Annotated in this window: 19 protein-coding genes; 1 reads left to right on the plus strand and 18 read right to left on the minus strand. The window is 54.3% G+C overall.

Going from position 1 to position 26,285, the window contains the following annotated elements:
* Window positions 1–267: 267 nt before the first annotated feature.
* The 7 genes from kamA to speE all read right to left on the minus strand — a co-directional run bounded on the left by kamA (window position 268) and on the right by speE (window position 7,414).
* Window positions 268–1,626 carry a lysine 2,3-aminomutase gene (kamA, locus tag RGB73_RS28590; protein ID WP_310766877.1) on the minus strand — a complete coding sequence of 453 codons (1,359 nt, stop codon included), beginning with the start codon at window positions 1,624–1,626 and terminating at the stop codon, window positions 268–270.
* Window positions 1,627–1,830: 204 nt separating this feature from the next.
* Window positions 1,831–3,255: a sigma-54 interaction domain-containing protein gene (locus tag RGB73_RS28595; protein WP_310766880.1), complete on the minus strand. Its 1,425-nt coding sequence runs from the start codon at window positions 3,253–3,255 to the stop codon at window positions 1,831–1,833.
* A gap of 82 nt (window positions 3,256–3,337) precedes the next feature.
* Window positions 3,338–3,730, minus strand: coding sequence for a hypothetical protein (locus RGB73_RS28600; RefSeq protein ID WP_310766883.1), 393 nt, complete (start codon window positions 3,728–3,730; stop codon window positions 3,338–3,340).
* Window positions 3,731–3,803: 73 nt separating this feature from the next.
* Window positions 3,804–4,223 (minus strand): YwiB family protein, encoded by a 420-nt coding sequence (locus tag RGB73_RS28605; protein WP_310766886.1) that lies wholly within the window; start codon window positions 4,221–4,223, stop codon window positions 3,804–3,806.
* A 65-nt stretch (window positions 4,224–4,288) separates the two neighbouring features.
* On the minus strand, window positions 4,289–5,533 hold the full coding sequence (locus RGB73_RS28610) for an MFS transporter (RefSeq protein WP_310766889.1): 1,245 nt from the start codon (window positions 5,531–5,533) through the stop codon (window positions 4,289–4,291).
* Window positions 5,534–5,690: 157 nt separating this feature from the next.
* Complete coding sequence (gene speB, locus RGB73_RS28615) at window positions 5,691–6,560, minus strand: agmatinase (protein ID WP_310766891.1); 870 nt, start codon at window positions 6,558–6,560, stop codon at window positions 5,691–5,693.
* Between the two features lie 20 nt (window positions 6,561–6,580).
* The gene (gene speE, locus RGB73_RS28620) at window positions 6,581–7,414 is read right to left on the minus strand and encodes a polyamine aminopropyltransferase (RefSeq protein ID WP_310774590.1); all 834 of its coding nucleotides are present in this window, start codon (window positions 7,412–7,414) and stop codon (window positions 6,581–6,583) included.
* A gap of 372 nt (window positions 7,415–7,786) precedes the next feature.
* Between speE and RGB73_RS28625 the strand changes: the two genes are divergently transcribed.
* Entirely contained in the window at window positions 7,787–9,838 is a 2,052-nt protein-coding gene (locus RGB73_RS28625) for a transglycosylase domain-containing protein (protein ID WP_310766894.1), read from the plus strand.
* Window positions 9,839–9,875: 37 nt separating this feature from the next.
* On the opposite strand, the gene RGB73_RS28630 is transcribed toward RGB73_RS28625, so the two are convergent.
* From RGB73_RS28630 to RGB73_RS28680, 11 genes are all read right to left on the minus strand, one after another.
* Entirely contained in the window at window positions 9,876–10,130 is a 255-nt protein-coding gene (locus RGB73_RS28630; RefSeq protein ID WP_310766898.1) for a hypothetical protein, read from the minus strand.
* A gap of 270 nt (window positions 10,131–10,400) precedes the next feature.
* The gene (locus tag RGB73_RS28635) at window positions 10,401–10,898 is read right to left on the minus strand and encodes a YwhD family protein (RefSeq protein WP_310766902.1); all 498 of its coding nucleotides are present in this window, start codon (window positions 10,896–10,898) and stop codon (window positions 10,401–10,403) included.
* Window positions 10,899–10,980: 82 nt separating this feature from the next.
* Complete coding sequence (locus tag RGB73_RS28640) at window positions 10,981–11,313, minus strand: hypothetical protein (protein WP_310766905.1); 333 nt, start codon at window positions 11,311–11,313, stop codon at window positions 10,981–10,983.
* A gap of 15 nt (window positions 11,314–11,328) precedes the next feature.
* Window positions 11,329–14,139 (minus strand): lipase/acyltransferase domain-containing protein, encoded by a 2,811-nt coding sequence (locus RGB73_RS28645; protein ID WP_310766907.1) that lies wholly within the window; start codon window positions 14,137–14,139, stop codon window positions 11,329–11,331.
* A 69-nt stretch (window positions 14,140–14,208) separates the two neighbouring features.
* The gene (locus RGB73_RS28650; protein WP_310766910.1) at window positions 14,209–17,646 is read right to left on the minus strand and encodes an ABC transporter permease; all 3,438 of its coding nucleotides are present in this window, start codon (window positions 17,644–17,646) and stop codon (window positions 14,209–14,211) included.
* A gap of 520 nt (window positions 17,647–18,166) precedes the next feature.
* A complete protein-coding gene (locus RGB73_RS28655) occupies window positions 18,167–19,096 on the minus strand; it encodes an S-layer homology domain-containing protein (protein ID WP_310766913.1) in 930 nt (309 codons plus the stop codon).
* Window positions 19,097–19,115: 19 nt separating this feature from the next.
* Window positions 19,116–19,520 (minus strand): thioredoxin family protein, encoded by a 405-nt coding sequence (locus tag RGB73_RS28660; protein ID WP_310774592.1) that lies wholly within the window; start codon window positions 19,518–19,520, stop codon window positions 19,116–19,118.
* Between the two features lie 269 nt (window positions 19,521–19,789).
* The gene (locus RGB73_RS28665; RefSeq protein ID WP_310766915.1) at window positions 19,790–20,311 is read right to left on the minus strand and encodes a YwgA family protein; all 522 of its coding nucleotides are present in this window, start codon (window positions 20,309–20,311) and stop codon (window positions 19,790–19,792) included.
* Window positions 20,304–21,599: an HD domain-containing protein gene (locus tag RGB73_RS28670; protein ID WP_310766918.1), complete on the minus strand. Its 1,296-nt coding sequence runs from the start codon at window positions 21,597–21,599 to the stop codon at window positions 20,304–20,306. Before RGB73_RS28670 ends, RGB73_RS28665 begins: the two co-directional genes overlap by 8 nt.
* A 322-nt stretch (window positions 21,600–21,921) precedes the next feature.
* Window positions 21,922–25,035: an efflux RND transporter permease subunit gene (locus tag RGB73_RS28675; protein ID WP_310766920.1), complete on the minus strand. Its 3,114-nt coding sequence runs from the start codon at window positions 25,033–25,035 to the stop codon at window positions 21,922–21,924.
* Window positions 25,032–26,264 (minus strand): efflux RND transporter periplasmic adaptor subunit, encoded by a 1,233-nt coding sequence (locus tag RGB73_RS28680; protein ID WP_310766922.1) that lies wholly within the window; start codon window positions 26,262–26,264, stop codon window positions 25,032–25,034. Before RGB73_RS28680 ends, RGB73_RS28675 begins: the two co-directional genes overlap by 4 nt.
* Window positions 26,265–26,285: the final 21 nt, after the last annotated feature.

Consider the following 26,285-nt stretch of genomic DNA (forward strand, 5'->3'; position numbering starts at 1 on the left):
TTTTGTTTCTAGTTTATCAGAATTGGGCAAAAAAATGAATGACTATTCAGTCTTATTGTTGATCTTTTCCGAAAAGTGAAATAAAACTGAGCGATCGTTCGGCTCGGAGTATGTCTTGATCTTATCACACTTAAAGCAGGTCAACCATCATAAAAGTTGCCCGAGAAAAAAGTCTAACAAAACTTTATTGGTCGAAAATTCAATTAATTATTCACAAAAAAGTCGCCCGGCTCCCTACGCTCCAGGCGACTTTCTCTCAGATTCCCCTTATTTTCCCGACGCTTCTTTTGGCGAGGAATCCGTGTGTTCTTTTTTTATTTTCTGTTCCAGGCGCACATCTGCCAAAGACTTGACCTTCGTGGCTTTGATGCGCTTGTTGCGCGGCAGGTCCGCAGGCTCCAGATTGTCAGCCTCATCCTGCATGAGCGCAGCGATGCCCACCGCTTTGCCTTTGGCCTCCTGGCAGAACTCGCAGTTTTCCTCGTCGTGCTCGTGGTAATGCTTCGGCTCCGGATACGAGGTGATTACTCCCTCGAAGTTGCGCAGGACCACTTTGTCGGAGGATTGCGAGATGATGTAGTTCGGGCTCACCGGGATCTTTCCGCCGCCGTGCGGAGCATCTACCACGAACGTCGGCACTGCGTATCCGGAGGTATGGCCGCGCAGGTGCTCGATGATTTCGATCCCTTTGCTTACAGGCGCCCGGAAGTGGCCAATCCCCTCGGAGAGATCGCACTGATAGATGTAGTACGGGCGAACGCGGATTTTCACCAGATCCTGCACCAGCTTTTTCATGGTGTTGGCGCAGTCGTTGATGCCCGCGAGAATAACTGCCTGGTTGCCCAGCGGCACGCCCGCGTTGGCCAGCATTTCACAGGCCTTTTTCGCTTCCGGCGTAATTTCCTTCGGATGGTTGAAGTGCGTATTCAGCCAGATCGGATGGTACTTTTTCAAAATGTTGCACAGGTTCTCGGTAATGCGCTGCGGGAATACGACCGGGGCCCGGGTACCGATGCGTATGATTTCCACATGCTCGATCTCGCGCAGGCTGCTCAGGATGTACTCGAGAACGCGGTCGTTGATCAGAAGGCCGTCCCCGCCGGACAGCAGCACGTCGCGTACCTCCGGGGTGCGGCGGATGTAGTCGATACATGCGTCCAGCTGCTTTTTGGGAACGCCCATGCCGATCTGCCCGGAGAAGCGGCGGCGCGTGCAGTAGCGGCAATACATCGAGCACTGGTTGGTCACGAGGAACAGCACGCGGTCCGGATAGCGGTGCGTCAGGCCCGGAACCGGGGAATCCGCGTCCTCGTGCAGCGGGTCTTCCATGTCGTATTTCGTGCGGATGATCTCCGAAGAAATCGGTACGGACTGCATGCGCACCGGGTCTTTCGGGTCGTCCACGTCCATCAGGCTTGCATAGTAAGGAGTGATGTTCAGCGGAATGGTCTGCGTGGAAATTCGCACGCCTTCTTCCTCTTCCGGCGTCAGGTTCACCACTTTTTTCAAATCATCTACTGTTTTAATGGTGTGGGTCAGCTGCCACATCCAATCGTTCCATTGTTCGTCGGTCACGTCTTTCCAAAGCTCAATCTCGCGCCAGTCGCGCTTGGTCGCTACTGCCATCTGTGAAACATCTCCTCTCGTCAGTAGTGAAGCGATTGCCTTTCACTCACTGAAACAAGAGATGCAAGGGTCGTGCCAATCAAATCAAAAAATTTAGAAAATGGGGAATGCGCGTGTTTGCAGCGCATTTCTTCGCGTTTTTCATCGCAAGGGCGTCCTTCGCTTTGGTTCTCTCTACCGTTTCTAATGCCGAATATTCGGCAGTCACCTTGGAGGTGTCGTGCGCTGGCTCAGCTTGTATTGCAGGGTCTGCCTGGGAATCCCCAGGAGCTTGGCGGCTCGCAGCACATTGCCTTCCGTGGAGCTCATCGCTTCCTGGATCACGCGCTCCTCCAATTCCCGGACCAGCTCCGGAAGCGTTTTGCCCGATTCCATCTGAAGCGCCGTCTGCGTCACGAGCGGCTCCGCCTCCGCGAGACCCGCCGGCCTTTCCAACACATGCAAGGGCAAGTGCTCCATCTCGATCCAGTCCGAATCGACCATGTTCATCGCCGCCTCGATCACGTGCTCCAGCTCCCGCACATTGCCCGGCCACGGATAAGCGGCAAACAACCGCTTCACCTCCGGACTGATTCCCCGGACGCTCATGCCAAACTGCCGATTGAACTTTTCCAGAAAATGACCCGCCAGAAGCTCGATGTCTTCGCGCCTTTTGCGGAGCGGTGGCAATTCAAACGAGACGACATTGATCCGGTAGTACAGGTCTGTCCGCATCAATCCCTGCTGGACGAGCATTTTCGGCGGTTCATTGACGGCGGCGATCACGCGTACATCGACTTTGACCTGCTGGCTTCCGCCAATGCGGCGAATATGTCCGTCCTGCAGAACGCGGAGCAGCTTGGCCTGCAAATCCAACGGCATGCTGTTCAGTTCATCCAGGAACAATGTGCCTCCATCTGCCAGCTCGAACAGCCCGGGTCTGTCGTCTGCCCCTGTAAAGCTCCCTTTTGTCGTGCCGAACAGAATGCTCTCGAGCAGCGAGGAAGGGAGCGCCGCACAGTTCTGGGCGATAAACGGCCCCGAGCTGCGGGTAGACGCCTGATGGATCGACTGGACGAACAGCTCCTTGCCCGTGCCCGTCTCTCCGTAAATCATCACCGGCGACGACGTCCGCGCTGCCCGGCGAGCGCGTTCTTTGACCTGGTTCATCTGCTCGCTGCAGGTCAAAATGTCTTCGAACTGGAAGGAAAGTCCGTCCGCAGAGCGCTTGGTTCGCTTCGGCTTGCTGATTTTCGCCTGGAGATCCACCAGCCGCTCCGAGAGCTCCTTGAGTTTCCCGATATCCTTGGCCACTTCGACGGCCCCGACCAGCCTTTTTCCCACCCGTACCGGCAAGGTCGTATTGATCGTCTCGACCCGGACGCCCTTCCAGTTTTTATAGACCTGGGGCTGGTTGTAGATCGACTCTCCGCTGTCGATGACCCGCAGCAGCGTACTCGACTGCCGGTCCAACGAAGGAAACACTTCGAGCAGCGGCTTGCCGAGCACTTCCTCCGAGGTCAAGCCGTCCAGCTTGGCTGCCACGTGATTGTAGTAGATGGTGATCCCGTTCGCATCGACCACGTGAATCCCTTCGTCAATTGCCCCCAATATCGCCTGCAGCATCTCTACGGTTTCGGACATGGCCATACGCGGCATTCCTCCTTTCATCCATGCTGCCAAAAAATCATCACTATGCCGAATATTCGGCATATTTACTTTCTTATGGTCTTCAGCTCCTTGCCACTCGCAAGGAAAGCACGACTGTGAACAGCAAGTGTCCCGTGATCCAGATCCAAAACGCTTTCCATGACAAGGGAGAGCCGCTGAGCAGACTAAACGGCAAATAGGCTACAGCGAATGCCAGCATCCAGTACAGCGCGTATCTTCCCGCCGCCACCTTCCCGCCTCTAGGAAAATAGCGCAACCATGCATAGGCGATCCCCACACTGATCAGCAGATGGATCGACAGCTCGGCGACGGAGGGCAGTTGCTCCAGGCCGGGAACATAGCTGACATCGATCAGCACCGCAAACGTGCCAGTCCCAAACAGCCCGTCGGCTACTGCCAAAAACGCTGCCAGCGCCAGCCCTGCGAGCAGTCCGTTCCCCAAGGCAAAGAGCATGATGGCTTCCTCCTCCCGTCAGCCGCAAGTACTCCTATTGTACGTGCGGAAAACCGCCCTTGCCAAGGGCGGCTTATGATTGCGCCAGGATCTGAATCGACAGTTCGTGCTCCCCCGCATACTGTTCGTTCATCCACAGCTGATAAGAAAGCTCCACAGACAAGGGCATTTCGTTTTCGTAGCGGATGCGCAGCTTGTTGGTATGCGTCTCCATCGCGAATGGGCCATAGGGGCTCTGATAGCTGGAATGCGTGCTGGCCCCTTTCTCAAACTGCTGCCTGGTCGAGACTCCCCCCTGGCGTACCAGCGTGATCGACTTCTCCGTCAGCCTGAGGGTCGTGCTGACCTCCCCCGCTCCCTCTACCTGCTCCGTATAGGTCAGGTACCAGGCAGATGCCTTTTGCACGCATTTTCCCGGATAGCTGTGGGTTGTTTCTTCCCAGTCGCCTTCTACCCGATGTCTGGCTGTCAGTCTGATTTGCACGTCTTGCATGACGATTTCCACTCTCCACCGTTTCTTCGCGCATTGCGCGCTCGTTCATCCGTTCATTTTACCCGTTAACGCTCTTCGGTTGCAACCGCGACCTGTGCGGCGGCCTCCGCGAGCAAAAAGCGCATGGTCGCGGCGACTCCGACTGCGGCCAAAAGCAAGAGTCCCGCCAGAATCAAATAGCCGATGCTTGCTCCCGTATAGTCGATCATCGCCGTGAACCAGCCGATCAGAACCAGCCGCATCATCATTCCTACCGAGTTGAAGAAGCTCATGACCCGCCCCATCAAATGCTTGGGGACGACCGTCATATACAGCGATTGGCGGATCAGGCGAACCGACGCATTGCACCAGCCGTACACCATGTAGGACGCCACCAATGCCCAACCGTACGGCAAAGCCACCATCGCCACGATCACGACCGCGAACAGCAGTGTGGACCCTACCATTGAGGAAAGCTGCCCGAATTTCGCGACCACCACAGAGACGAGCACGCCTGCAGCTACCGCTCCGATGGCGTAGGCCATCTCCCCGAAGGAAAAAATCGAGACATCGGCTTTGAGCGTCTGACTCACGTAGACGGGCTTGAGCAAATTGCTCGCCATAATCGCGATGAACGGCATGAGCGCAGAGATGCCGAAAATCAAAAAGCCCCGTCTTTCCCGGATGTAGCGCCAGCTCTGCCCGAGCTGTCCCAGCCAAGTGACTCCCCGGTTCGCTTTGGCCTCGCCTTCCAGCGTAAAGGTGTACTTCATCGTGGAGAGCAGCCCGAATGCAAACAGATACGTCAGTGCATTGAACAGGATGACGATGTGCAGGCCGTAGGAATTCAGCAGCAGCCCGGCGAACCCGCCCGCCAGTACCGACGCGGTCTGGCCCTCGATCTCCAACAGGCTGTTGATGCTGTTGTAGTGCCGTGGTTCAAAGCCTTCCTGCACCAAGGCCGATTGGGCCGGATAATGAATCTGGTACATGAAGGTCGTCACGAGATAGATGGCGATCAGCATCCACTCGGCGTACGCCCCGAAAAAGCCCCATACGCCCAGCGCGCCCAGGACGGTAAAGCCGATCACGTTTTCGATCAGCAGCATCTTCTTGCGGGAGAATCGATCAATCAGCGTCCCGATATACGGACCGATAAAAAACATCAGGACGGCAGATGTGAACATCGTCGATCCCAGCAGCTGAGCGGAGCCGGTCGTTTCCACCAGATACCAGGCGATTCCGATCATCGTCATGCCCTGGCCGAACCCGGAAAAGAGATTGGAGAAAAACAGCTTGCGAAATTCGGGATGGGCGAACACTTCTTTCATAGGAAACATCTCCCTCTTGCCTTGTTACGTCCATCGTACCTTCGTTATTATATTTTGTAAACAGAAATGTTTAATAATAGGTCGATTCTTTCCCTGGGACATAGCAAAAAACGCCTCCGGTATGTCGTACCGAAGGCGTTTCATTGAAGATCGTCGTTTATTTTACAAAGCTGAGGAGCAGCTCACGGACAATTTTGGACGCCACGATTTGCGTCATCTCGCTGTGATCGTACACAGGCGCTACTTCCACCAGGTCGCAGCCGATGACATTGGCACCGTTGTTTGCCATATAGTGGATCGTGTCCAAAAGCTCGCGGGAAGTGATGCCGCCCGCTTCTGTGGTACCGGTACCCGGCGCGTGGGCAGGATCGAGCACGTCGATGTCGATCGTCAGGTAAATCGGGCGGTTGCCGATAGTCGGCAGCACCTTCTTCACCGGCTCGAGCACATCGTATTTGTACAGGTGCATGTTTTCCTTCGCCCACTCGAACTCTTCGCGCATCCCGCTGCGAATCCCGAACGAGTACACGTTCTTGCCGCCGATCAGGTTGCACACCTTTTTGATCGGAGTGGAGTGGGAATACTGGTAGCCCTCGTAGTTGTCGCGAAGATCGGTATGCGCGTCGAAGTGGAACACGACCATGTCCTTGTACTTTTCGTAGACCGCTTGGAACACCGGCCAGGAAACGAGGTGCTCACCGCCCAGGCCGAGCGGGAACTTGCCGTCTGCCAGCACTTTCGCCACGAAATTGCGGATCATGTCCAGACTGCCTTCCACATTCCCGAAAGGAAGCGGAATGTCGCCCGCATCAAAGTACTTGATGTCTTCCAAAAGGCGGTCGAGGTACGGGCTGTACTCTTCCAGCCCGATGGATACTTCGCGGATCCGGGCAGGGCCGAAACGGGAGCCCGGACGGAAGCTCACGGTCCAGTCCATCGGCATGCCGTAGATGACCGCTTGGCTTTCCTCGTAATTCCCGTGGCTGCGGATGAAGACGTTGCCGGAGTATGCTTCGTCGAAACGCATTCTTCTTCGTCCTCCTCCGATTAGTCGCGGGTCAGCTCAGCCACGAAGTTCGGGAGTTTGAAGACAGCGTGGTGAAGGTCCGCATTGTAGTATTTGGTATCCAGCGCTTTGATCTGGGAAGCGTCCACTTCCAACGGATCGTACTTTTTGGAAGCGATGGTGAAGCTCCAGAGGCCGGATGGATAAGTCGGGATGCTGCATGTATAGAGACGGGTCACAGGGAAGATCGATTTCAGGTCTTTAAACACGCGCTTGATCAGCTCGCGGTTGAACCATGGCGATTCGGTTTGCGCTACCATGATGCCATCCGGCTTCAGAGCGTCGAAGATCCCTTGGTAGAAGCCTTTTTCAAACAGGCCGACAGCCGGACCTACCGGTTCTGTGGAGTCGACCATGATCACATCGTACTCGCCTTTGTGATCGTGGATATGTTTGATGCCGTCGATCACTTGCACGTCTACGCGGGAATTGCCCGTCAGCGCGCTTGCGATGTCAGGGAAGTATTTTTTGCAGGATTCAATTACGCCACCGTCGATTTCAGCCAATACCGCTTTTTCCACGGATGGATGCTTCACGATTTCGCGGATCGCTCCGCCGTCGCCGCCGCCCACTACCAGGACCTTCTTCGGGTTCGGGTGGGTGTTGAGCGCTACATGAGAAATCATCTCGTGATAGACAAACTCATCGACATCGGTGGTCATAACCATGCCGTCGAGCACTAACATGCGACCAAATTGCTTGGTAGTAATGACGTCGATTTGTTGAAACTCGGTTTTTTCACTGTATAGGGTGTCGGTAATTTTCGTCGTAATCCCGTGATTTTCCGTTTGTTTCTCGGTGTACCACAATTCCATGTTCATGGCTATGTAACCTCCTTCAAGTAACCGCATGTATTCAAACCTCTATCATCGCTGGCCGAAATCAGGAAGGGCCGCGATTCAGTGGAAGGTTTCGCTCCGGGAATGAAATCAGGGCTTCTGCAAGCGAGCCAAACGCCGCCGAGCCTTGGCTGCTCTTGTTCCGTCTGTATTCGTATCCCGTTATACTTTCGACAGTACAAGAAAATTATAGTGGCTGTCCTTCAAATTGCAAGTTTTTTTTGGACTCTCTTCCTTTCCTTGGGGAAGGCAAGTTTATCCATTGAATTGCTGACCCATACTAGGATTAACTTGTGTCTTAGTATGTCCCGATTCCAATATTCCATCGGGAGAAAGGAGGATGGGCACATGGAAGTGATTCGGGAAGCGCCGTTGATTCGCTGCCTTCGCTGGGCCAAGAAATTCGTAAAATTTGTCATACTCAGCCTATTGTGCGTATCGTTTGCCATCCTGCTCCTGGTCTTGTATTTGCGCTCGCAGCCGCTGCCTGAGACGTTTGTCAAACAGACGACGACCATTTACGCCTCCACGGGAGAAGTGCTCGATACCATGCACCGCGGAGAAAACAGAATCGTTGTGCCTTTAAGTGAAATCTCCCCGGCTCTTGTCAACGCGACCATCGCGATTGAGGACAGGACGTTCCGGGAGCATTACGGCTTTGACTGGAAACGCCTGGCGAAGGCCGCCTATCTTGACGTCATTCATATGGACATGCGCCAGGGCGCCAGCACTATCACCCAGCAGCTGGCGCGAAACCTGTATTTGAGCCTGGATAAGACGTGGGAGAGGAAGTTCAAGGAAGCGCTCTTGGCTATTCAGCTGGAATTGAACTACAGCAAAGACGACATTCTCGAGATGTACATGAACCAGATCTACTACGGGCATTCCGCTTATGGAGCTCAAGCGGCAGCGCAGACGTACTTCGGCAAGGACGCCAAAAATTTGACCTTGGCTGAAAGCGCCATGCTGGCCGGCATTCCGAAAGGGCCATCGACCTACTCCCCTTATGCCGATTTTGAAAAGGCGAAAGCTCGGCAAAAGCTGATTTTGAACGCGATGGTACGGGATGGCGTCATCACCGACAAACAGGCGGAGCAGGCCTACGCCGAACCCCTCAAGCTCGTGGAACGCACCGCGAGTTCGGACACGGAGCTCGCTCCCTATTTCCGCGACTACATCGCGAATCTGGTCAAGAACAAGTACGGAATCGACGAGGAGCTGTTCATCCACGGCGGCTTGAAAATCCATACCACTTTAGACCCGGTCATGCAGAAAAAGGCCGAATCCGTCGTTGCATCGGTACTGCCGAAGGACAACCCCAACCTCCAGGTAGCACTCGTCGCCATGGACCCCGCTACCGGATACATCAAAGCGATGGTGGGAGGCAGAGATTACAAGCAAAGCCAGTATAACCGCGCACTTGGCAAGCGGCAGCCCGGCTCGTCGTTCAAGCCGATCATGTACCTCGCCGCCTTACAGAACGGGTATACGCCGCTGACCATGATGAAAAGCGAGCCGACCGTCTTTACGTACGACAACAACAAGCAGTACATACCCAGCAACTTCGGCGGCAAGTATGCCAATGCCATGATCAATATGCGGGAGGCGATCAAGACCTCCGACAACATTTACGCGGTCAAAACCATCGACTTTTTGGGACCGCAAAAGGTGGTAGATCAGGCGAAGCGATTGGGGATCACAAGTCCGCTGCAAGCAGTTCCCTCCCTTGCATTAGGGACGTCGCCTGTATCTCCTCTGGAGCTGAATGCCGCATACGCTGCCATCGCAAACAAAGGGGAAGCCGTGAAGCCGATTGCCATCACGTCGATCGAGGATAGTCAAGGGAATGTGCTGGTCGAAGAAAAAATCGAAAAAACGCCTGCTGCCGACCCCGTTGCATCCGCTCTATTGACGAATCTGATGCAAAGCGTTTTTGAGCGCGGGGGCACCGGTTTCAGGGTCGTGAACGAGCTGAACCGGCCTGTGGCAGGAAAAACCGGTTCCACAGACTACGATGCATGGCTGAGCGGATTTACGCCGCAGCTCGTATCGACTGTCTGGATCGGGTACGACAAAAACCAAAAGGTAGACGACGTCACGGAAGGCTATTTGTCCAAAAAAATTTGGGTGCAATTCATGGAAGGCGCCTTGAAGGACCAGCCTCCTGCCTTGTTCGACATGCCCGCGGGAGTCGTCTCCGTCTACATCGACCCGCACTCGGGCAAGCTGGCTACGGAAAATTGCCCCAACCCCGAACTGTTCTACTTCGCCAGCGGAACGGAACCGCAGGAATACTGCACGGACCACTTGCCGGCCAACCAGGCTCCTACACCGTTGAAGCCGCCGGATTCATCATCCTTCTGGCAACGCATGGGCAGCTGGTGGAAGCCAAGCGAGTAAAAGAAAGAGGACGTGGAAATGGACCACGTCCCTTTTTTTATCTCAGCGACTCCTGCTCGCCGCCTGCTATGACTCCGTTCCCATCCGTAAAGACATGGTCGTTGACGATGCTGATCATCCCCGCCTGATCTAGCTGCTCCAATACTTCAAACAAGCTGTCCCTTTTCCCGGCAGGTAGCTTGCGAATAAAGTTGTTGATTTCCTGGGGAGACACATGCGTGCGGAAATGGACCCCGCCATGCTTTACAAAATGGTCGTTGTTTGTATCCTGTACACGTGGATCTTCGCTCATCGGGTAACGCCCCTTCCGTCAGACTTTAGTCGTCATGCCTTTGTAGTGTTCCGCTCCGTCTGGGCGAACATGAGCTGAAAAAATAGCCTCTCAAGGCCAGGCACGAAAGGGGGCCAAAAAGCAAGACAAACAGGGAAAGAGTGACGGCTCTCTCCCTGTTTGATGACCTAGTGTACATGTACACAGTTATGAAAATAAGTTTACCTTACTCCTAAACTGGTAACAATTACTTTCACCATTTGTTCACAGACCGTTCACGATTTCCAAGGATTAGGACAAAGCTTGCTTTAATTCCTCCGAGGAATTGTCGTACATGGCCGCATTATTGTCGATCAAAAGCTTTTTCAGTGCTGCTTTTTCCTTCTCGCCCAATTCGGACAGCATGATGCGCCGTTTCATGGAATAATCCATGCGGTTGACGTGGTCTGCCAAAATTTTGTATCCGCGTCGAGCTTCCCGGTCGATCTCCATATAGCAGGCAGTCGCTCCCGCATAGTACGGCCCGGCTTCGTTCCGGTCAACCGTCACCCAGACGATCCAGTACGGTTTGCCGTTCGGCACGTCATCCTTGTTGGCCGTCCATTTGATGCCTTTTTCTACGGAGCTCTTCGCGTGCAGCGCTCCCATATCGATATACGCTTCGTCACCGTCGATAATGACGGAAGAAACGGCGTTCAAGTCGAGAACACCTTGACCGAAACCTCCGTGAACATCGGTCTTGCCGCTCATGATTGTAAAGCCGCCCTTTTTATTGTCAAAAATATCCACGTTCAAACCCTCCAGACTTCGTTCTCCTTTCTTTATTCTACTCGGAAACCAATACCGAAGCAATTTGCCTGTATGCCCGGTGTCAATTTGGAGGGTCCTGAGTGTCCTCGGTCTTTTCGTTCCGATGCCCACGCCGCAGTTTGTCGTAGATCCAAAGAACCATTGTAACGAACAGCGCTGTGTGGAGCCCCATCACCAGCTTGAGAATCCACAGTCCTCCCAGCATCCCGTCCGACGGAATGATGACGACGTAGTACAGGAAGCTGGAACAAAAGGAAGAGAGCAAGGTCGCCCAGATCCGAAAGCCAAACAGCGCGCGAATATACCCCGCCAGAAACAGTCCCACGAAGGGCCCAGCCAGTTGCCACGAATATAGGAAGGGGCCCAGAAACAGCCAAACCAGCAAGTTATCCATGCGAGCCCTCCTCGTCTATCGTGAATCACTGTGCACTTCCCTCATTCCTTCTTGATCCAGGCGGTACCTTTTCCCCGTTTCTTGCTCTTCCTCGGGATCCTCCGACGAAAAGCGCTCGATTCGCAGGTCGAAGCCAGCCTCTTCTTCCGGATGCGCGGGGACAAATTCCAGCTCTTCGCCATCTTTCACGTGGATGACGACGAGATTTCCATGATATTCGATAGAGAGATCGTCCCACACTTCTTTTTCCGTCGGGGAGAGGGTCATTTTCTTACCTGCCTTGGCAATCGTGACCTCAGGAAACCCGCCGTCTGCCCGGGAAAGAATGTAGGTCAAGTACTCACGCTGGTTGCTTGCTGATTTGCGCAGCCCCGGCTGCGTCGTCTCGTCTCCTTTGAGCAGCTGCGTTACCTGGCTGATGACCTCAGGAATAGTGGGCAGCTTTGCGTGCTCCCCTTTGACGTAGTACTTTTTCTTGATGTCCTTCTGGGCGTAGCTGGCACTGAGGTACGGGACCGTGCCATCCCCCATTCCTTTGTCGTAATACGGAGTCCATGTCTGATGGTATCCGTCGAAGAAATATCCCAGCAGCGTAGGCTCCCCTTGCCCGATAATGGAGTATTGCGGGACGTTGATCGTCTTGTTGTCCCACTTTTCGTGCAGCTTCCCCGCCTGCTTGACCAGCGGAGAATAGGAGAGTCGAATCGCTTTGTCCTGCAAAAATTCGTCGTAGCTGTATGGATCGTTCTGGTTCTTTTTCAGAAAGCCGGCGGTCTGAAAATATTTTTTGGACGGTAGCAGTTCATATACAGCGGGAGCGTACTCGGAAATGATTTTCCCTGTCCCCTCGTCCATCCACGGAATGGAGAAGTTGTAGCCGTACCGGATCGCCTGGTACGCTCTTGGGGCTCCCAGGAACGGCGTGCCCATATAGATGACCCGATGAACTTTCGATTGATAGGAGATGTTGTTCAAGAGCGTCTCCCGGATCAGCAGCCCTCCCATGCTGTGTGCAACCAGCTGTACCTTGCCCGCACCCGACCTCTCCAAAGCCGTATCGATCTTTTGCTTGAGCTCCGCCGCATTTTTGGCGTTGCTATAACGCCAATCGTACGGCATGGCAAACAACGTACGGAACTTCTTGTACCCCATTTTCTCCAATTGCTTGACCATGCTGTAATACTGCTCGGTCATGTTGCGCACGGGATCGAGCGGCGTATAGGAAAGGTATTCAATCGCACTGAACCCTTCATCGGCCCTCTCCGGGAAGATCTTCACATTGCTTTCTCTCGGCTTGACATCGACGCTGTTGGGACGGATCGGCTCCAGCGAGAGCAGCCTGCGATGTCTGGGATCGTTGATTCCAATCAGGCTGTCGGCGAGCCCGAGCCATATTTCCGAGATCTTCCCGTCTTCCTCCGCCTCCAGCCGGGAGCCTCCAATTCCCGGGATGAGAATGACCGGGATCGTCTCGATCGCCACATGCAGGCTGTACGAATTGGGAGTAAATCCGGATCGTTTGCTTGCAGCTACTTTGACGAGATACGTACCGGGGTCTGCCTGAAAGACGATTTGCTCACTGGCGTTTTTCGGTTTTTCAGACTTCCCCAAGACTTTGTTTCCCGTCTCGTCAAGCAGGTACAGGTCGACGTCCATACCTGTCGGCAATTCGTTCAGTTCCAGCTTGATCGTCGAAGCCAGCGTCATGCCGATGCGATAGAAATCAGTATCCGACAGGCTGTGGAGGTTCCCCTGAATCTTCGAGCTGTAGTCGCTCGGCAATTCATACGCATCCGAGACGGAGTCGTTCGGTTCGTACTGATCCAGCTTGCCGTCCCCCTGGTCCGCCATAAAATCTGCCCGCAGGCGGTAGTAGTAGTCTTTATGGTAAGAGTCCTTGCTGCCTTTCACCTGAATGTAGTACCAGGCCCCCCTTTCCATTCGAATCCCTTCGATCTCCTCGTCTGCGCTCCCTGGCTGTTCGGAGCGGGCCAGCTCCTGATCCTCTTCGGAAAATACGTAAACGCTGTAGTCTTGGCCAGCCGGGATGTCGCGGAGAGTGACGTTCATCGTCCCGTTGCTTGTTGCTTTGATTTTCCATGTGTCGACGTCCCCGCTTTTTCCGATCCGTCCATAGGCGTCCGTGGCGTCAAACAGCCAGTCTGCCTTGCTGAAGGAATCGTTCGGTTCCATCTCAAAGAGAGACTTCCTGCTGCGCAGCTCCACCTCTGTCGGCTTTTTGTCGCCCGAGTATTCGCTGTAAAAATCGTCAGCCCATCGCTCCACCTTCGCCTGTTGTCTGCTCGGCCCATCTGATTCCACCGGTTCCGATTTTTGATCAGCACTTTCCGCGTCGGATTTCCGCTCGGGCGTCCAATTCGCAGCATTCTCCAGCTCGAGCCTGTCCTCCCGCTCTTCCGCATGACGATCCCACGGGGCTTCTCTTACCTCTATCCCATTTTCGCCGAACGAGACAGTATCGGGCACAGGGATTCGCCAGCGAAGGATCGGCTTCTCTTCACCCGCCACTCTCCATTCAACGGTCAGCGGACTGTTCTCCGCACTCGGCCTCACTGCGACCGAAAAGCGCTTTTCCCCCCGCAGGGAGTAGGATGCCTCCTGCCCATCCTGCCGGAAGCCGACCACGAGCTCCTCATCTGCTCGGGAAAGCGACGCCTGGATGCGCAAATCGCCAGCCTCTTCCCAAGCCCATGCCTCTTTTACGATTGAACGCCGTTCCTTCGCCCACCCTGACGGAACCGCTCCTCCCCACACCAGCGCGATGATCAGCAGAAAAAACGCCAGGCGCTTGGCCGATTTCCCCACAAAAATAACCCCCTCGTCTCTTTTTCTTCCTTCACAGTAGAAAAAGAAAGAGAGGGGGTGCAAATATATTTACTGTGTCGTATGGTTGCGGATTCCTTGGCGTTCCCAGGCATTCGCGATGATGCGGAACCCTATCCGGTAATCGCCTGGGCCGTGTCCCTGCCCAGCGCTTTTATTGAAGGTCGGAAAGCCTTTGCTTGCGCCAAATCGGAACTGCACGAAATAGTGCACGGCGTAAGTCGAATCCTTCTGGAAGCCGCGCTGCTTGTCGCCCATCAGCGGAATATCCACTCCTGTCTCGCGCTCGCCCAGCTTGGATGCCGAATAGGTCGGCCCCCTCCAAAGCTGAGGGGTGGTTGACTTGAGGGTCAGGGAAGATTGCAAAGCTGTCTGCCTCTTGCCCGTCTCCGAAATCCATGCTTGCGCGGCAACCACGACCGGGTACTGACCGCTGACCGGATGGCGATGGCGAGCTTGGAGCTCCACCTGGGTCAAAATCCGCTCGCCGGCGTAATAATCCAAAGGCTGGCTGTTCGGATAGCGGTCACGGGCATGGTATTCCGACCATTCCGCTGTGTGGCGGAGCGAGCCCGTAGCGTTTGGCTCAAATACTTCAAACAGGCGCTCTCCCCCTTTCACCGTGATGGTGTAGCGGCCCGACATCGTTTTGGACTGGCTCTGCGGCTCACACGTCTCCTCGCCGTCATCGTCCGTGGAACAGCTGTCGTATGCCAGCTCAAACTGGATGCGGTAATCCATCGAGATCACAAAGCCGTTGATCTCTGCCTTGTACTTTTGGCTTTGCAGCTCCTCGCGCCACGTCGTTTGCGTCGGCACAACCGTACCGGTGTAAAGATAGTCCCCTCCGGTAGAAGCGCTGCTCACCTGCCACTGTTGGGCGGTACCGGGACCGCTGACTTTCAGATCGAGCTGCTGGGGACTGTACACGGCCATGCTTTTCGAATCGGAGATCCAGCCTGGCTGTGCTGTCACGGTCACGTTTTGAATTCCTTCGCCGCTCACGGATTGCTCAAGCGCTGACTTGTAAGCGCTGATTTTTGAGTTGATTTCCTGCTTGGTTTTTTGAAAGCCTTCATTGATTTTCGTCTGGTCAATCACGACGCGAATAGTCGCTGGCTCCCGCTCCCATACCCCGTCTGCCTGCAAAGAGAGCTTCTGAAGCTGGCGATTGTCGCTATCGTAAATTTCCAGCCCAATCTCGCCGCCATCGAATTCACCGCCCCCGCCCGGCGGATAGGGTATCGCGGGTGCTCCATTCAGCTTGACCGGCCACATGGCCCGGTTATCCGTCCAGATGGTCTCGTTGTCCGGCTTGTTTTTTCCGGGATTGATGTTTGCGATGAAGTTTTCCGCTTGCTGCGGGTACTGGGTCGGCACTTGAATGGTCCGTACCTCACCCGGCTTGAACCCGTCCACGTCGAGCATCGTCTCATGCGGAGAGCTCTCCCAGCGCACCGCCAGCTTGGTGTCATGCTCCTCGCTGCCGGCATTTTTGACCTGGAACGTAATCGTGCCGGCCGTTCCCGCTGCTTGCGGCTGTTTGGGCGAAATGGCAAAGCTGCTCTTGATGATCAGCAGATTCTCGCCTTTTGGGGCCGCATCCCCAATCTGGATAAATAGATGTCCGTCGCACTGGTTGGTCGAGTTGTCGTCATCGTAAAACTCGACGATGTACAGGCCGCTTAGGATCTCTTTGGTGTCCTTGTCTTGCGGAAGGCGCAGCCAATGTCCTTCCGACGCCTTGGAGCTCCCCGGCAGGTTGGTAGAGCCGCGCCTGTATTCCCACGCTCCGGTGTCGGGGTCAAGCCAACGCACCTGGTAATTCGTATCCTCGCTGGTGAACAGATTGAGCGCGTACCCGTCATTGCCAAAATCGGACGTGCCAAGCTCAATGGTCTCGCCGCGCTCCACGCTTCTCATCCATTTCTGGTCACCAAGTACCGTCTCCATGCTGATCAAAAGCTCGTAGCATCGCTTGTACGTAAGAACGGTAAAGGAAAACTCTCTGACGCAGCCTGTTTCAGAAATAAAGACGAGCTTCATCTCTTCTCCCACTGCAAAATCATCCGGGAGCAGCACATCCTGCCTTTCATCGGCCATTCGCTTCTGGCCGATCGGCACTTTTCGCCCATCGTACTCCAAATACCACGTACCCGCCGCGTTCGCCGAGACGGCCATGTGCATGTCGTACCCATCTGCGGTTTTCGTGAACGTTTCCTTGTAAAACGGGTCGAACATAAAGTCATAAAGGGGTGCCCCTCCAGACGGAAACTCGGATGGCGGTTCACCGTACACCTTGAATTTGATTTTCGCCTGCTCCGTGATCGTGCAGGAAGAATCGCGCACCTTGATCGTGATCTCCCAGTTGCATTCCGGCCTCCCCTCCCATAAAAGGCCCGTGTAGTTCAGCTTGACCCGATACGTTTTTCCCTTTTCCAAGATGACATCATGCGAGTCCTTCCCGGTCCCGAACGGCAGAGTCAGTCTGTCGGATTCCCATGTCGCCCACCTTTCTCTCCCCTTTTCATCGCTGTAGCCACCCGGCAACCTCTCGATCGAACCATCCGGCCGGATCACATCCCATTTCACTTTGGCTGCAAGCTGGTCTCCTTCCGCATCGGTGTATTTCGCGATCAGGGTTACCTCTTCGTTGGGAGCGACCTCTATCGTAGCCCCATTTTTCAGGGCAGTTCCGCTGTGGATCACAATCGGGCAATGGTCTTTTTCTTCCTCGCCGCCCTTTCTCACTTGAAAGGTCTTTTGCCAGCATTCGGTTCCATCGTCGCTTTCATAGGTGATCGTAAAGGTCCCGGATGTAGGCGCATCGGTTATCCCGACTTTGCGGTTGTTGCCCGAACCGCTCTGCATCACCATCCCGTTGTGCTTGAACGTCCCCGCCTTTTTGGCGGTCGCAATGATCCGTGTGTCGTCTTTTACGGAGATTCCCTCACCCCCGCTGACGACACCGCCCATCTCCTTGCTGCTGTTCTCCTGCTCCAGACGCAAATCCATCGTGGTGCGCTTGCATGAAGCGGGAGGGTCCGGATCAGGGTCGGGGCCGGGATCGGTAGGAACGTCCCCGACGGTGAATTGATACGTGTACGGAGTCGACGTGCTCATGCTAGAGGAGCCTTGCCTGGCGCGATGGTGTCTGTCTGTAATGGTAAGCGACACCTCGTAAACCCCTGCTTCCGTGGGTTTGTACTGGTATGTCTGGCTCCAGGGAAACGGCTTTGGACTGCTTGTCTCGTTCACCGGCGGAAGGTAACCGCTCTGATCGGCGATCTCCCTGTTGGTTTCAAAGGCGTAGTATCCCTTTCCGGTCGTCTTGTTGATCACGGACAAATTCCAAACAAGAATGCCACGGTCATAGTAAGAATAGTCCGTGGCATTCGCCGAGATGGTCACTTGTTCATTGACCTGGTATGCGGTTTTGTTCGTGGAGACTTGCCCGGTCGGGGCTGGTGTCGTGCGGAAGTGGCCCACGGAAATATATCCGTTTCCGTTCGGCTGGAGGTTGTCGCCGATGGTGTAACCCGCCCCTCCGGAGGCTGTGGCTAGTTCTGCGAGGTTGTAGGCTTGGTAGGGGGGAAATGAAGGGTCACTTAGATTACTAACTGTCTTACTATAGACATTTGCCGCTCCACCAAAAATGTAATTAGGATTACCACCAAATTTGTTAATCCAATAAGCGCCTTCAATATTGTCTACAAAATACCAGCCTTGATCCGCTTTTCTATCTATATCTGCAAAGCCAATAACTTGTTTATCATCTTTTATTCCATTCACTTCAATGTTTGCTAATGTACCACCGAGAGTAGCTGAAATCCCATTAATTGAAATCTCGTGAAACTCGCCCTTTTTTACAATTACTTTGTCCTTGTCAATTGTTCCAAGGACTATCCCATGGAGATTGGGGAGGATTGCTTTCCCATACAGAGGTGACCCCAGAAGGCAAAGAAGTAAAAACACAGAAAGAAAAATCCTTCTGTGTTTTCGATAAACGCTATTCATTATTTCCCCCCGAGTTAGGTGATGAAAATTGAATTGTTTTATTTTCTTTTTTGAGAGATGGTACGGAATAGTAGTACAATCCCACATTTGAGGAATCGTACGTATTTCTAATGCTGAGAATTATAAACGGCTTGTAATCAATAACTTTTATATTGATCAATTCACCGTTTAAAAATCCCCTCATTCCATTGTTTACTGGTATTACATTAGCCATAATACTAAATTCATTATTTCCTTTTGGTACATTACCTTTTAATACTCCATTATTAATAACTAAACTACGTTCAAACTCCTCCGCCCACTTTGCCCCCAACTCCAACTGCCACTTATCCTTCCATAAATAAGCCAATATCTTCGCCGCATCCCCTCGCGTCACCGGCAGGTCCTCCCGAAACTTTGGCTGGCCTGCCGGGGCCGGGTCCATCCATCCCCAGGTGATGAGGGCTCCCGTGTTGGAGTAGCCTTTCATCTTCACGCCCCGGTACGGCTTCCACGCGTTGAAGACGAGCTGTGCCGCCTCCTCTTTGGTCAGAGGCTTGTTCGGGTCGATCTTGACCTCGCTCAGGATACCCGCCTTTCGGGCCCGCTCGTACGTCGCTTTGGCCCAATGGCCTGCGGGAAGCTCAGGCACGGGTGCAGTTTCTTTCACGCCGCGAATCGCCACCAGACTCGCTACGAATTGGGACTGCACGATCTGCCTGTCGGGATCGAAACGTCCGTCTGGATACTTCCACAGATAGCCTTTTTGCAGCCCGAGGAGGATCGCATCCTTGGCAGGGTGCTTCGCGAAGTCGGATACGGTCGGATTTGGTTGTGGCTGAGCAGCTTCGGCTCGACCAGCTCCCCAATCAACCGCAGCCTGGCCCCAAAGTAATCCGCTCAACAGGATACTTATCCCCAAACATTTCCACACCATGTTCATGATTTCTCCCCCTTTTCTCTTACAGAATATTGTACCTGTCCACATTTCTTCCAGAAAGAGGAATGTCCAGATTTTTCTGCAAAAAGTTTCGGAGTACCCCCGCAGGCACTTCACCTTCCAGCTTGTCCACTACCTGCCCGCCTTTCACGACGAAAACGGTCGGAGTCGCCTCCGCTCCCAAGTCTAAGGCAACCGCCAAATCCCGATCATCGTGGATATCCAGACGTTCCACAGCGAGCTGTGGATATTCCGCCAGGACAGATTCGAACGTCGGGCGGAACGACTGGCAATATCCACAGCTATCGCTGTACACGTACATGACTTTTTCCTCATTGGCTTTCGCCGCTTGCCAGCTCCAGGCCGCCAGAATGGTTATCAATAGACACGCCGCTATAGTCCACAGCCACTTTGCGCAAATCCGCATCGTTATCAACAGCCTTTCTTCTGATCCGTTTTCTCTTGCCTATGCAGTTGTCAAGGAGCCTTGTTCTCCCATTATGACCACCGCCCATGAGACAAAAAAACAGACCTGTCTCCTAGGTCTGTGTATCCTTGATTTATGTTACGAATCGAATCATAGGTCTGCACTTCGTCGGTTCACCAGGCTGCCCATTTTATGCAGAAAAAAAGACGTATCCAAAACCGTGACAGTTTCGTACGCCATGTGACGCTTTTATGTCATGTCCCTTCTGTTTACATCAAAGGGCCGTCTTCTTTCATCATATCCCGCAATTCTTCCACAAACGCCTGTCCCTTCTGGATTTCCTCCTCGGTGTAGCGCTGTTTGCTCTTGAAGGTGAAAATCTTGGCTTTCATCTCTTCGTATGGCAGGTCGTTGAAGTACAAAATCGTAGAGACCAGCTCCAAGAAGCGGGAGTTTTCCTCGTTCATGCGGCGAATGGCGCGCTCTCCCCTGCCGAAGTCCACCTCATGGAACCGGAGAAAATCGCGTCCGGTCTCGTTCAAGGTGTAGCGATACATGTGGATCGCGCCTTTACTCTCGACTTGCTCGTCCAGAAGGCCCATATTGCACAGCTCGTCCACCCGCAGCGTCAGCTCCTCGGAGTACGGCCCATACATGTGAAACTCGTAACGCTCATCGAAGTCCATCTGAAGATGTTTCCCTATGTACACCATTTTCTGCAGCTTTTTCCGCCCGTTCATTTCGCCGACGATCTCGATCAGGCGAATGATTTTGGCGTGACGATTAAGCATCTTGCCTCACTCCCAGACGTTCTCGAATCTTCCGGGACGAATCCCCGGGCAAAGCCATGACTTTATCTAAAGGAAAGTACAATTTGTAGTCAAACCGGCGCTTCCCGCTGATCGCCTGCACAATCTCCGACTTCTGCGACAGCTCGACAAGCTCCCCTGACGGCATCTGGAGCATGATCGGAATCCGCTCCTCCTCTTCGCCGGCACGGTAAAAATCATACGGAAGATCGGAGGTGGTGTCTACCTCCAAATAATACATCGGATCGATGCCCGCCTTTTGGAACTCCTCTTTCAACTCTGCCAGCAAGCGGAAATCTCTTGGGTTATATTCGACGTACTTGTAAAGATTCCTGTCCAGAAAACGCGCGCACAAATCTTTCAGGATCGGATCCGCTTCGCTGCGCCACATCTGCATGTAAAAAAGAATGATCGACTCGTCCAGAGCCAAATAGTCCTTGAGCTCTACCTTGTCCTGCAAAAACGGCAGGAGCATAAGCGGCTCCTGGACAAACGCATAGCCTTGCACGAACAATTCCTTTGCCCGCTGAAATATTTTCCGGAGCACGACTTCCGCGCTGCGCGTCACCGGGTGAAAATAAACCTGCCAGTACATCTGGTAGCGAGACATGATATAGTCCTCGACCGCGTGCATGCCGCTGAATTTAAAGACGATTCCGTCCTCCTGCGGCCGCATCACGCGCAAAATCCGCTCGATCTCGAAATTGCCGTAGTTGACCCCGGTATAATAGGCATCGCGCAGCAAGTAATCCATCCGGTCTGCATCCAACTGGCTGGAAATCAGGCTGACGATGAGCTTGTTGTCGTACGTTTTGTTGATGACCTCCGCCAGCTTCTTGGGAAAATCGTCGTCAAACCGGCGCAAGATGCGGTTGATTTGCGTGTCTCCCAACAGGATGGCACGCGTCCAGTCCTCGTGATGGTAGCGGAACACCTTTTCAAAGGAATGGGAAAAGGGGCCGTGGCCGACATCGTGCAGCAGACCGGCGCATAGGCAGAGTAGCTTTTCCTCGTAGGTCAGATGAATCCGCTCTTCGAATGTCTCCAGGATCCTCCTCATCAGCTCGTATACGCCGAGCGAATGATTGAAGCGGCTATGCTCGCCGCCGTGAAAGGTAAAATAGCTGGTGCCCAGTTGCTTGATCCGGCGCAGCCGCTGGAATTCTGCAGAATTGATCAAATCCCAGATGAACTTGTCACGCACGTGGACGTACCGGTGCACCGGGTCTTTGAATACCTTTTCTTCGTGGAGAAGCTGGGGCTGTTGCATCCTGGACACTCCCTTCCTTTTTCACATTTTCTCTCTTTTCCGCTCTCGCAGATGCCCCTATCATAACACAGCCAAAACGTGCGGGAAAACGCTAAAACTTCCGGCATTCCACGGTTTCACTGCCATCCGGACGGCTGGCATGGGACGGGTCGGGGGGACCGGTACGGCTCGCTTCTGAAAGGGAACGATGAAGGGGAAAAGGAAATCCGCTCCGCTGTACAGAGGATGTAGGACAAAAATATCATCTGTGAACGGACGCTCCCGGACAAAAAGAAGAAGCGCTCCTTCGAGCACTTCTTCCTACTCCTCCTCGGATACGCTCCTATCCGTTCAACTCTGCTTGTGGTCCGTACAAATCGGGTCGCTTCGCTGCCTTCTTGGCCAGCTTCTTCATTTTCCGCCGGGCTAGCACCGTGTAAAACGACGGGACGACAATCAGCGTCAGCAGCGTCGAGAACAGCAAACCGGAGATGATCGTGACGGCGAGCGGTTTGAACAGCACATCGCCGGATATGGCCAGCGGCATCAATCCGGCCACTGCCGTAAGCGAGGTCAAAAGAATCGGCCTGAGACGCGCTTCCCCCGCCTGAATCACCGCTTCCTTCAACTCTTTGCCTGCGTGGCGAGCTTCTTCGATGAATTCGATAAATACGATTCCGTTTCGCACGACGATCCCGGAGAGGGAAATGACCCCCATCATTGTCATAAAGCCGAGCGGCGTCTGGGTGACGAACAGCCCGATCAGACTGCCGGACACCGCGAGATAGACGGTGCTCATGACCAGCACCGGGATGGTCAGGGAGTAAAACTGCATGGCGATCAAGATCAAAATCAGGAACACGACGAGAATGGACAGTTTGCCCATGTCGATAAAAATATCCGTCTGCTCGGACGTCTCCCCGCCAATTTCGTAGCGGTATCCTTCCGGCATGGACAAGGCATCCAGCTTGGGCTTCAGCTCCGTCATCACTTCTGTGGCCGTGCGCCCCTTCAAGTCGCTGGAAATGGTTACGCTGCGCGACAGGTCCCGGTGCGGTATGGCCTGGGTACTGAACGTCGGTTTGACCTGTGCCAGCTGGGACAGGGGAATGAGCTCGCCTCGGGCGTTGGCGATGCTGAGACGCTGGAACAGGACCGACGGCTCTTCCTCACCCTTTTGCAGGAACAGCTTCATGTCGATCAGGTCGTTGCCCGTATCGAACTCGCTGACGGTGATGCCTTCGCTGACCAGGCGAAGCGTCTGGGACAAATCGGTATAGTTGACCAGCTTTTGCTCCATCAGCTCTTTGTTGACGACGAATTCAAGCGTGTATCGTTCCACCCCGAAATCGTCCTGCACATCGTACGTTCCCTGTACATTCGCCACCAAATCTTTGACCTGGGCGGAAAGGGAACGAAGCGCTTCGATATCCTCGCCGTACACGCGGATCACGACTGGTTTGCCGACAGGCGGCCCCGCTTCGAGCTGCATGGGAAGGATCGTCGCTTCCGGGTACAGCTTTTTGAATTCTTCCTCCCAGGGCTCGATCATGTCCTCGATTTTCACTTTCTTCTCATCAAAGCGGACGACGAGCTGCCCGACGGTGATTCCGCTGCCTGCCCCCGTGTCGCCCCCGAACATCTTCGGCGCGCTGCCACCCGCATAGGAAGCGACGGATTCGATCGCAGGCTGCTTCAAAATCCAGTCGGAAACACCGCGAACCACCCGATCCGTTTCGTAGATGCTGCTTCCTACGGGCACACGGATGTTGACCAGAAACTGCGGACGGTCGTCGTTTGGAAACAGCTGCACCGGAGTCAACGGGATCAAGCCGTAGGCCGCCGTTCCGATCAGGACGCCGACCATCCCCGCGAGCAGCGGACGGCGCAGAATCTTGGGCATCAGCTGATTGGCGTACCACTTCGTCAGCTGGTTCAGCTGTTTGCCCAACAGGCCGGCCGGTTTGCGATAGCCCTCCGCTCCCCCTTTTCGCCGGTGTTCATACCATTGCCGGAAGATCGGGATGATCGTCAGCGACATGATCATCGAGGCCAGCATCGAGAGCGAAATGATGGCGGGCACCGGGCGAATGAACTGTCCTGCATTCCCGCTCAGAAACATGAGGGGAGCGAAGGAAGCAATCGTCGCCAACGTGGCAGTCACAATCGAGATCGATACCTCTTTCGCGCCATTTACGGCTGCCGGGAGCGGCTTTTCGCCCAGGACGGAGAGACGGCGCTCGATATTGTCGTTGACGACCACGGCATCATCGACCAAAATCCCCAGCACAATGATCAGCGAGACGATGGAGATCATATTCAGGGAGATGCCGAGGGATGGCAGAAACAGCAGTCCGACTGCCAGCGAGATGGGAATGGCCAGCGCCACGACGAACGAAGTGATCAAGTTCAATCCGAGAGTACATACCAAGAGCACGGCTGCAATGGCGATCAACATTTCCCGGGTAAGATCGGAAAATAGTTCGTCTACCCGTTCATTCTGGCTGTAAATGGAGTGCTTCTCGGCCCACACCGGGAGAGACTTGCCGAGCGTCGCCATCATTTCGTCCACGCGCTTTTGCAAGGAAGGGACGTCGCTCCCCGTTTCCGCATTCACGCTGACAGACAGGGAAGGCTTGCCGTTGAAGTAGGACATCGCTTTGACGTCCTCGGTCGTCAGCTTCACGGTACCGATGTCCTTTAAATAGATGGGGTAGCCCTGTGCGGTACGGCTGATAATGACCTGGTTCAGCTCATCGACATTCGCTGTCTCCGCCAATTTGAGCTGATAGGTCCTGCGGTCGGTGGTCAAGTCGCCAAGCGGAATCTTTTCATTTTCCTTTTTGACCGCCATCATGACCTGGCCCCATGTCAGTCCATACTGGCTCAGCTTTTGCGTATCGACCTCGATATGGACTTCCTGCTCCGGCAGTCCTTCCACCGTCACATCCGCGACATTGGGGATAGTGCGGAGCTGCTCTTTCCACGACTTCATCAAATCGCGCAGGCTGTACAGCTGCTCAGTCCTATCGGCCGTGACGGCAAACGTCTGGACAAAGGTGCGGTTCAAATCGTCATTGATGATCGGCTGTTTCGCGTCGGCAGGCAAATCTGCCTCCGCATCCTTCACTTTTTTCCGAAGTTCGTCCCACTTCTGCTTCGGATCGACGCCGCTCTTTGTTTCCAGGATGATCGACGAGACGCCCAGCGTCGACGTAGAGGATATGTAATTCAGGCCTTGCAGCTCGTTGATTTTCTCCTCGAGCTTTTTCGTGACCGTCTGCTCCACCTTTTCGGGCGAGGCTCCCGGGTATATCGTCGTGACGGTCGCCATGTTGATGATAATGTCCGGAGACTCCTGCTTCGGCAGCTGAAAAAAGCTGAGGAAGCCGACAAGCACGACCATCACGAAGAACAAAAGAGTAATCTTGCGCTTCTTCACGATGTACTCGATCACGGTTGTGTACCTCCCGCTGCCTCGATGGGATCTCCGTCAAACAACCGGTCCACGCCTTTGACGATCAGCTGGTCCCCCACCTTAAGGCCGCTGCGGATCTCCAGTCGGTCATTGGACAACTGGCCGATGGTCACAGCCGTCTTGACCGCTTTGCCGCCGACATTCAGGAACACATGGGCATCGCTTTGGCCTCTGCTCAGAACTGCTTCCACCGGCACGTAGATCCCTTCCTGCCCCTTCATCGTCTTGGTCGCCTTCACTACCTGCCCGGCGAACCAATCGTGCCGCGGATTCGCCACCTGCACTTCCACCCCGATCGTACCCGTGCTCTGATTGGTGGCAGGGAAGATTTTGCTGACCTTTGCATCCCGCTTTTGCCCGTACAGATCGAGGGAAACGGTCTCCCCTTCCTTCCAGGAGGAAATTTCGCGGTCCGGCACAGGCAGAACAACTTTCAACGTATCAATATTCCCCACCTGATACACCGGAGCGCCCGGGCTGACCAGCGTGCCTGTCGACGACAGCTTCGCCAGGATGGTCCCGGTGAACGGAGCGCGGAGCTGTGCCTTTGCCAGTGTCGTCGCTGCCAGTTCCTTGGCTACGACGGCCTGATTGTAGCTGGCGCGAGACAATTCCTTGTCCTCTGCCCGCGCTCCCTCGGTGACGAGCGAGTAGGCTTGCTTGGCGTTTTGCAAATCCTTCTCCGCCAGCGTCAGCCCGTTTTGCACGTTTTCAAAATCGCTTTTGGAGATGGCATTTTCCTTGTACAGCTGTTCGATTCGCTTGAAGTCATCCAGCGCTTTCTGATACGCTGTCTGAGCCTTCTCGACCAGAAGGCGGGCTTGCACGACCTCCTCGTCACGGGCCCCGTTGTTGACCTTGCTCAGACTCGCCGCCGTTTGCTGGACGACGGCGTTCGAAGAGGCTACCTGCAGCGAATAGTCCTGTGCATTGAGCCGGGCGAGGACGTCCCCTGCCTTGACGTTGTCGCCTTCGTTTCGGTTCAATTCGACGACACGGCCGCCCACTTCAAAGGAAACGACAGCTTCCTCCAGCGGCTGCAGGGTGCCGGAAAGTTCCGACACAAACACAGCTTGCTCCTGCTTCACCGTTTCCATCCCGACCTGCTTGACTTCTTTGACTGGCTCTGCTGCCTGCTTTTCCTGGCTGCAAGCCGATGTTGCCAACAAAACGATCATCATTGCAGAAACAAGCCATTTCTTTTTCATGACGCCCTCCGCTCCTATTTG

The organism is Brevibacillus brevis (genome assembly GCF_031583145.1).
GTDB lineage: Bacteria > Bacillota > Bacilli > Brevibacillales > Brevibacillaceae > Brevibacillus > Brevibacillus brevis_E.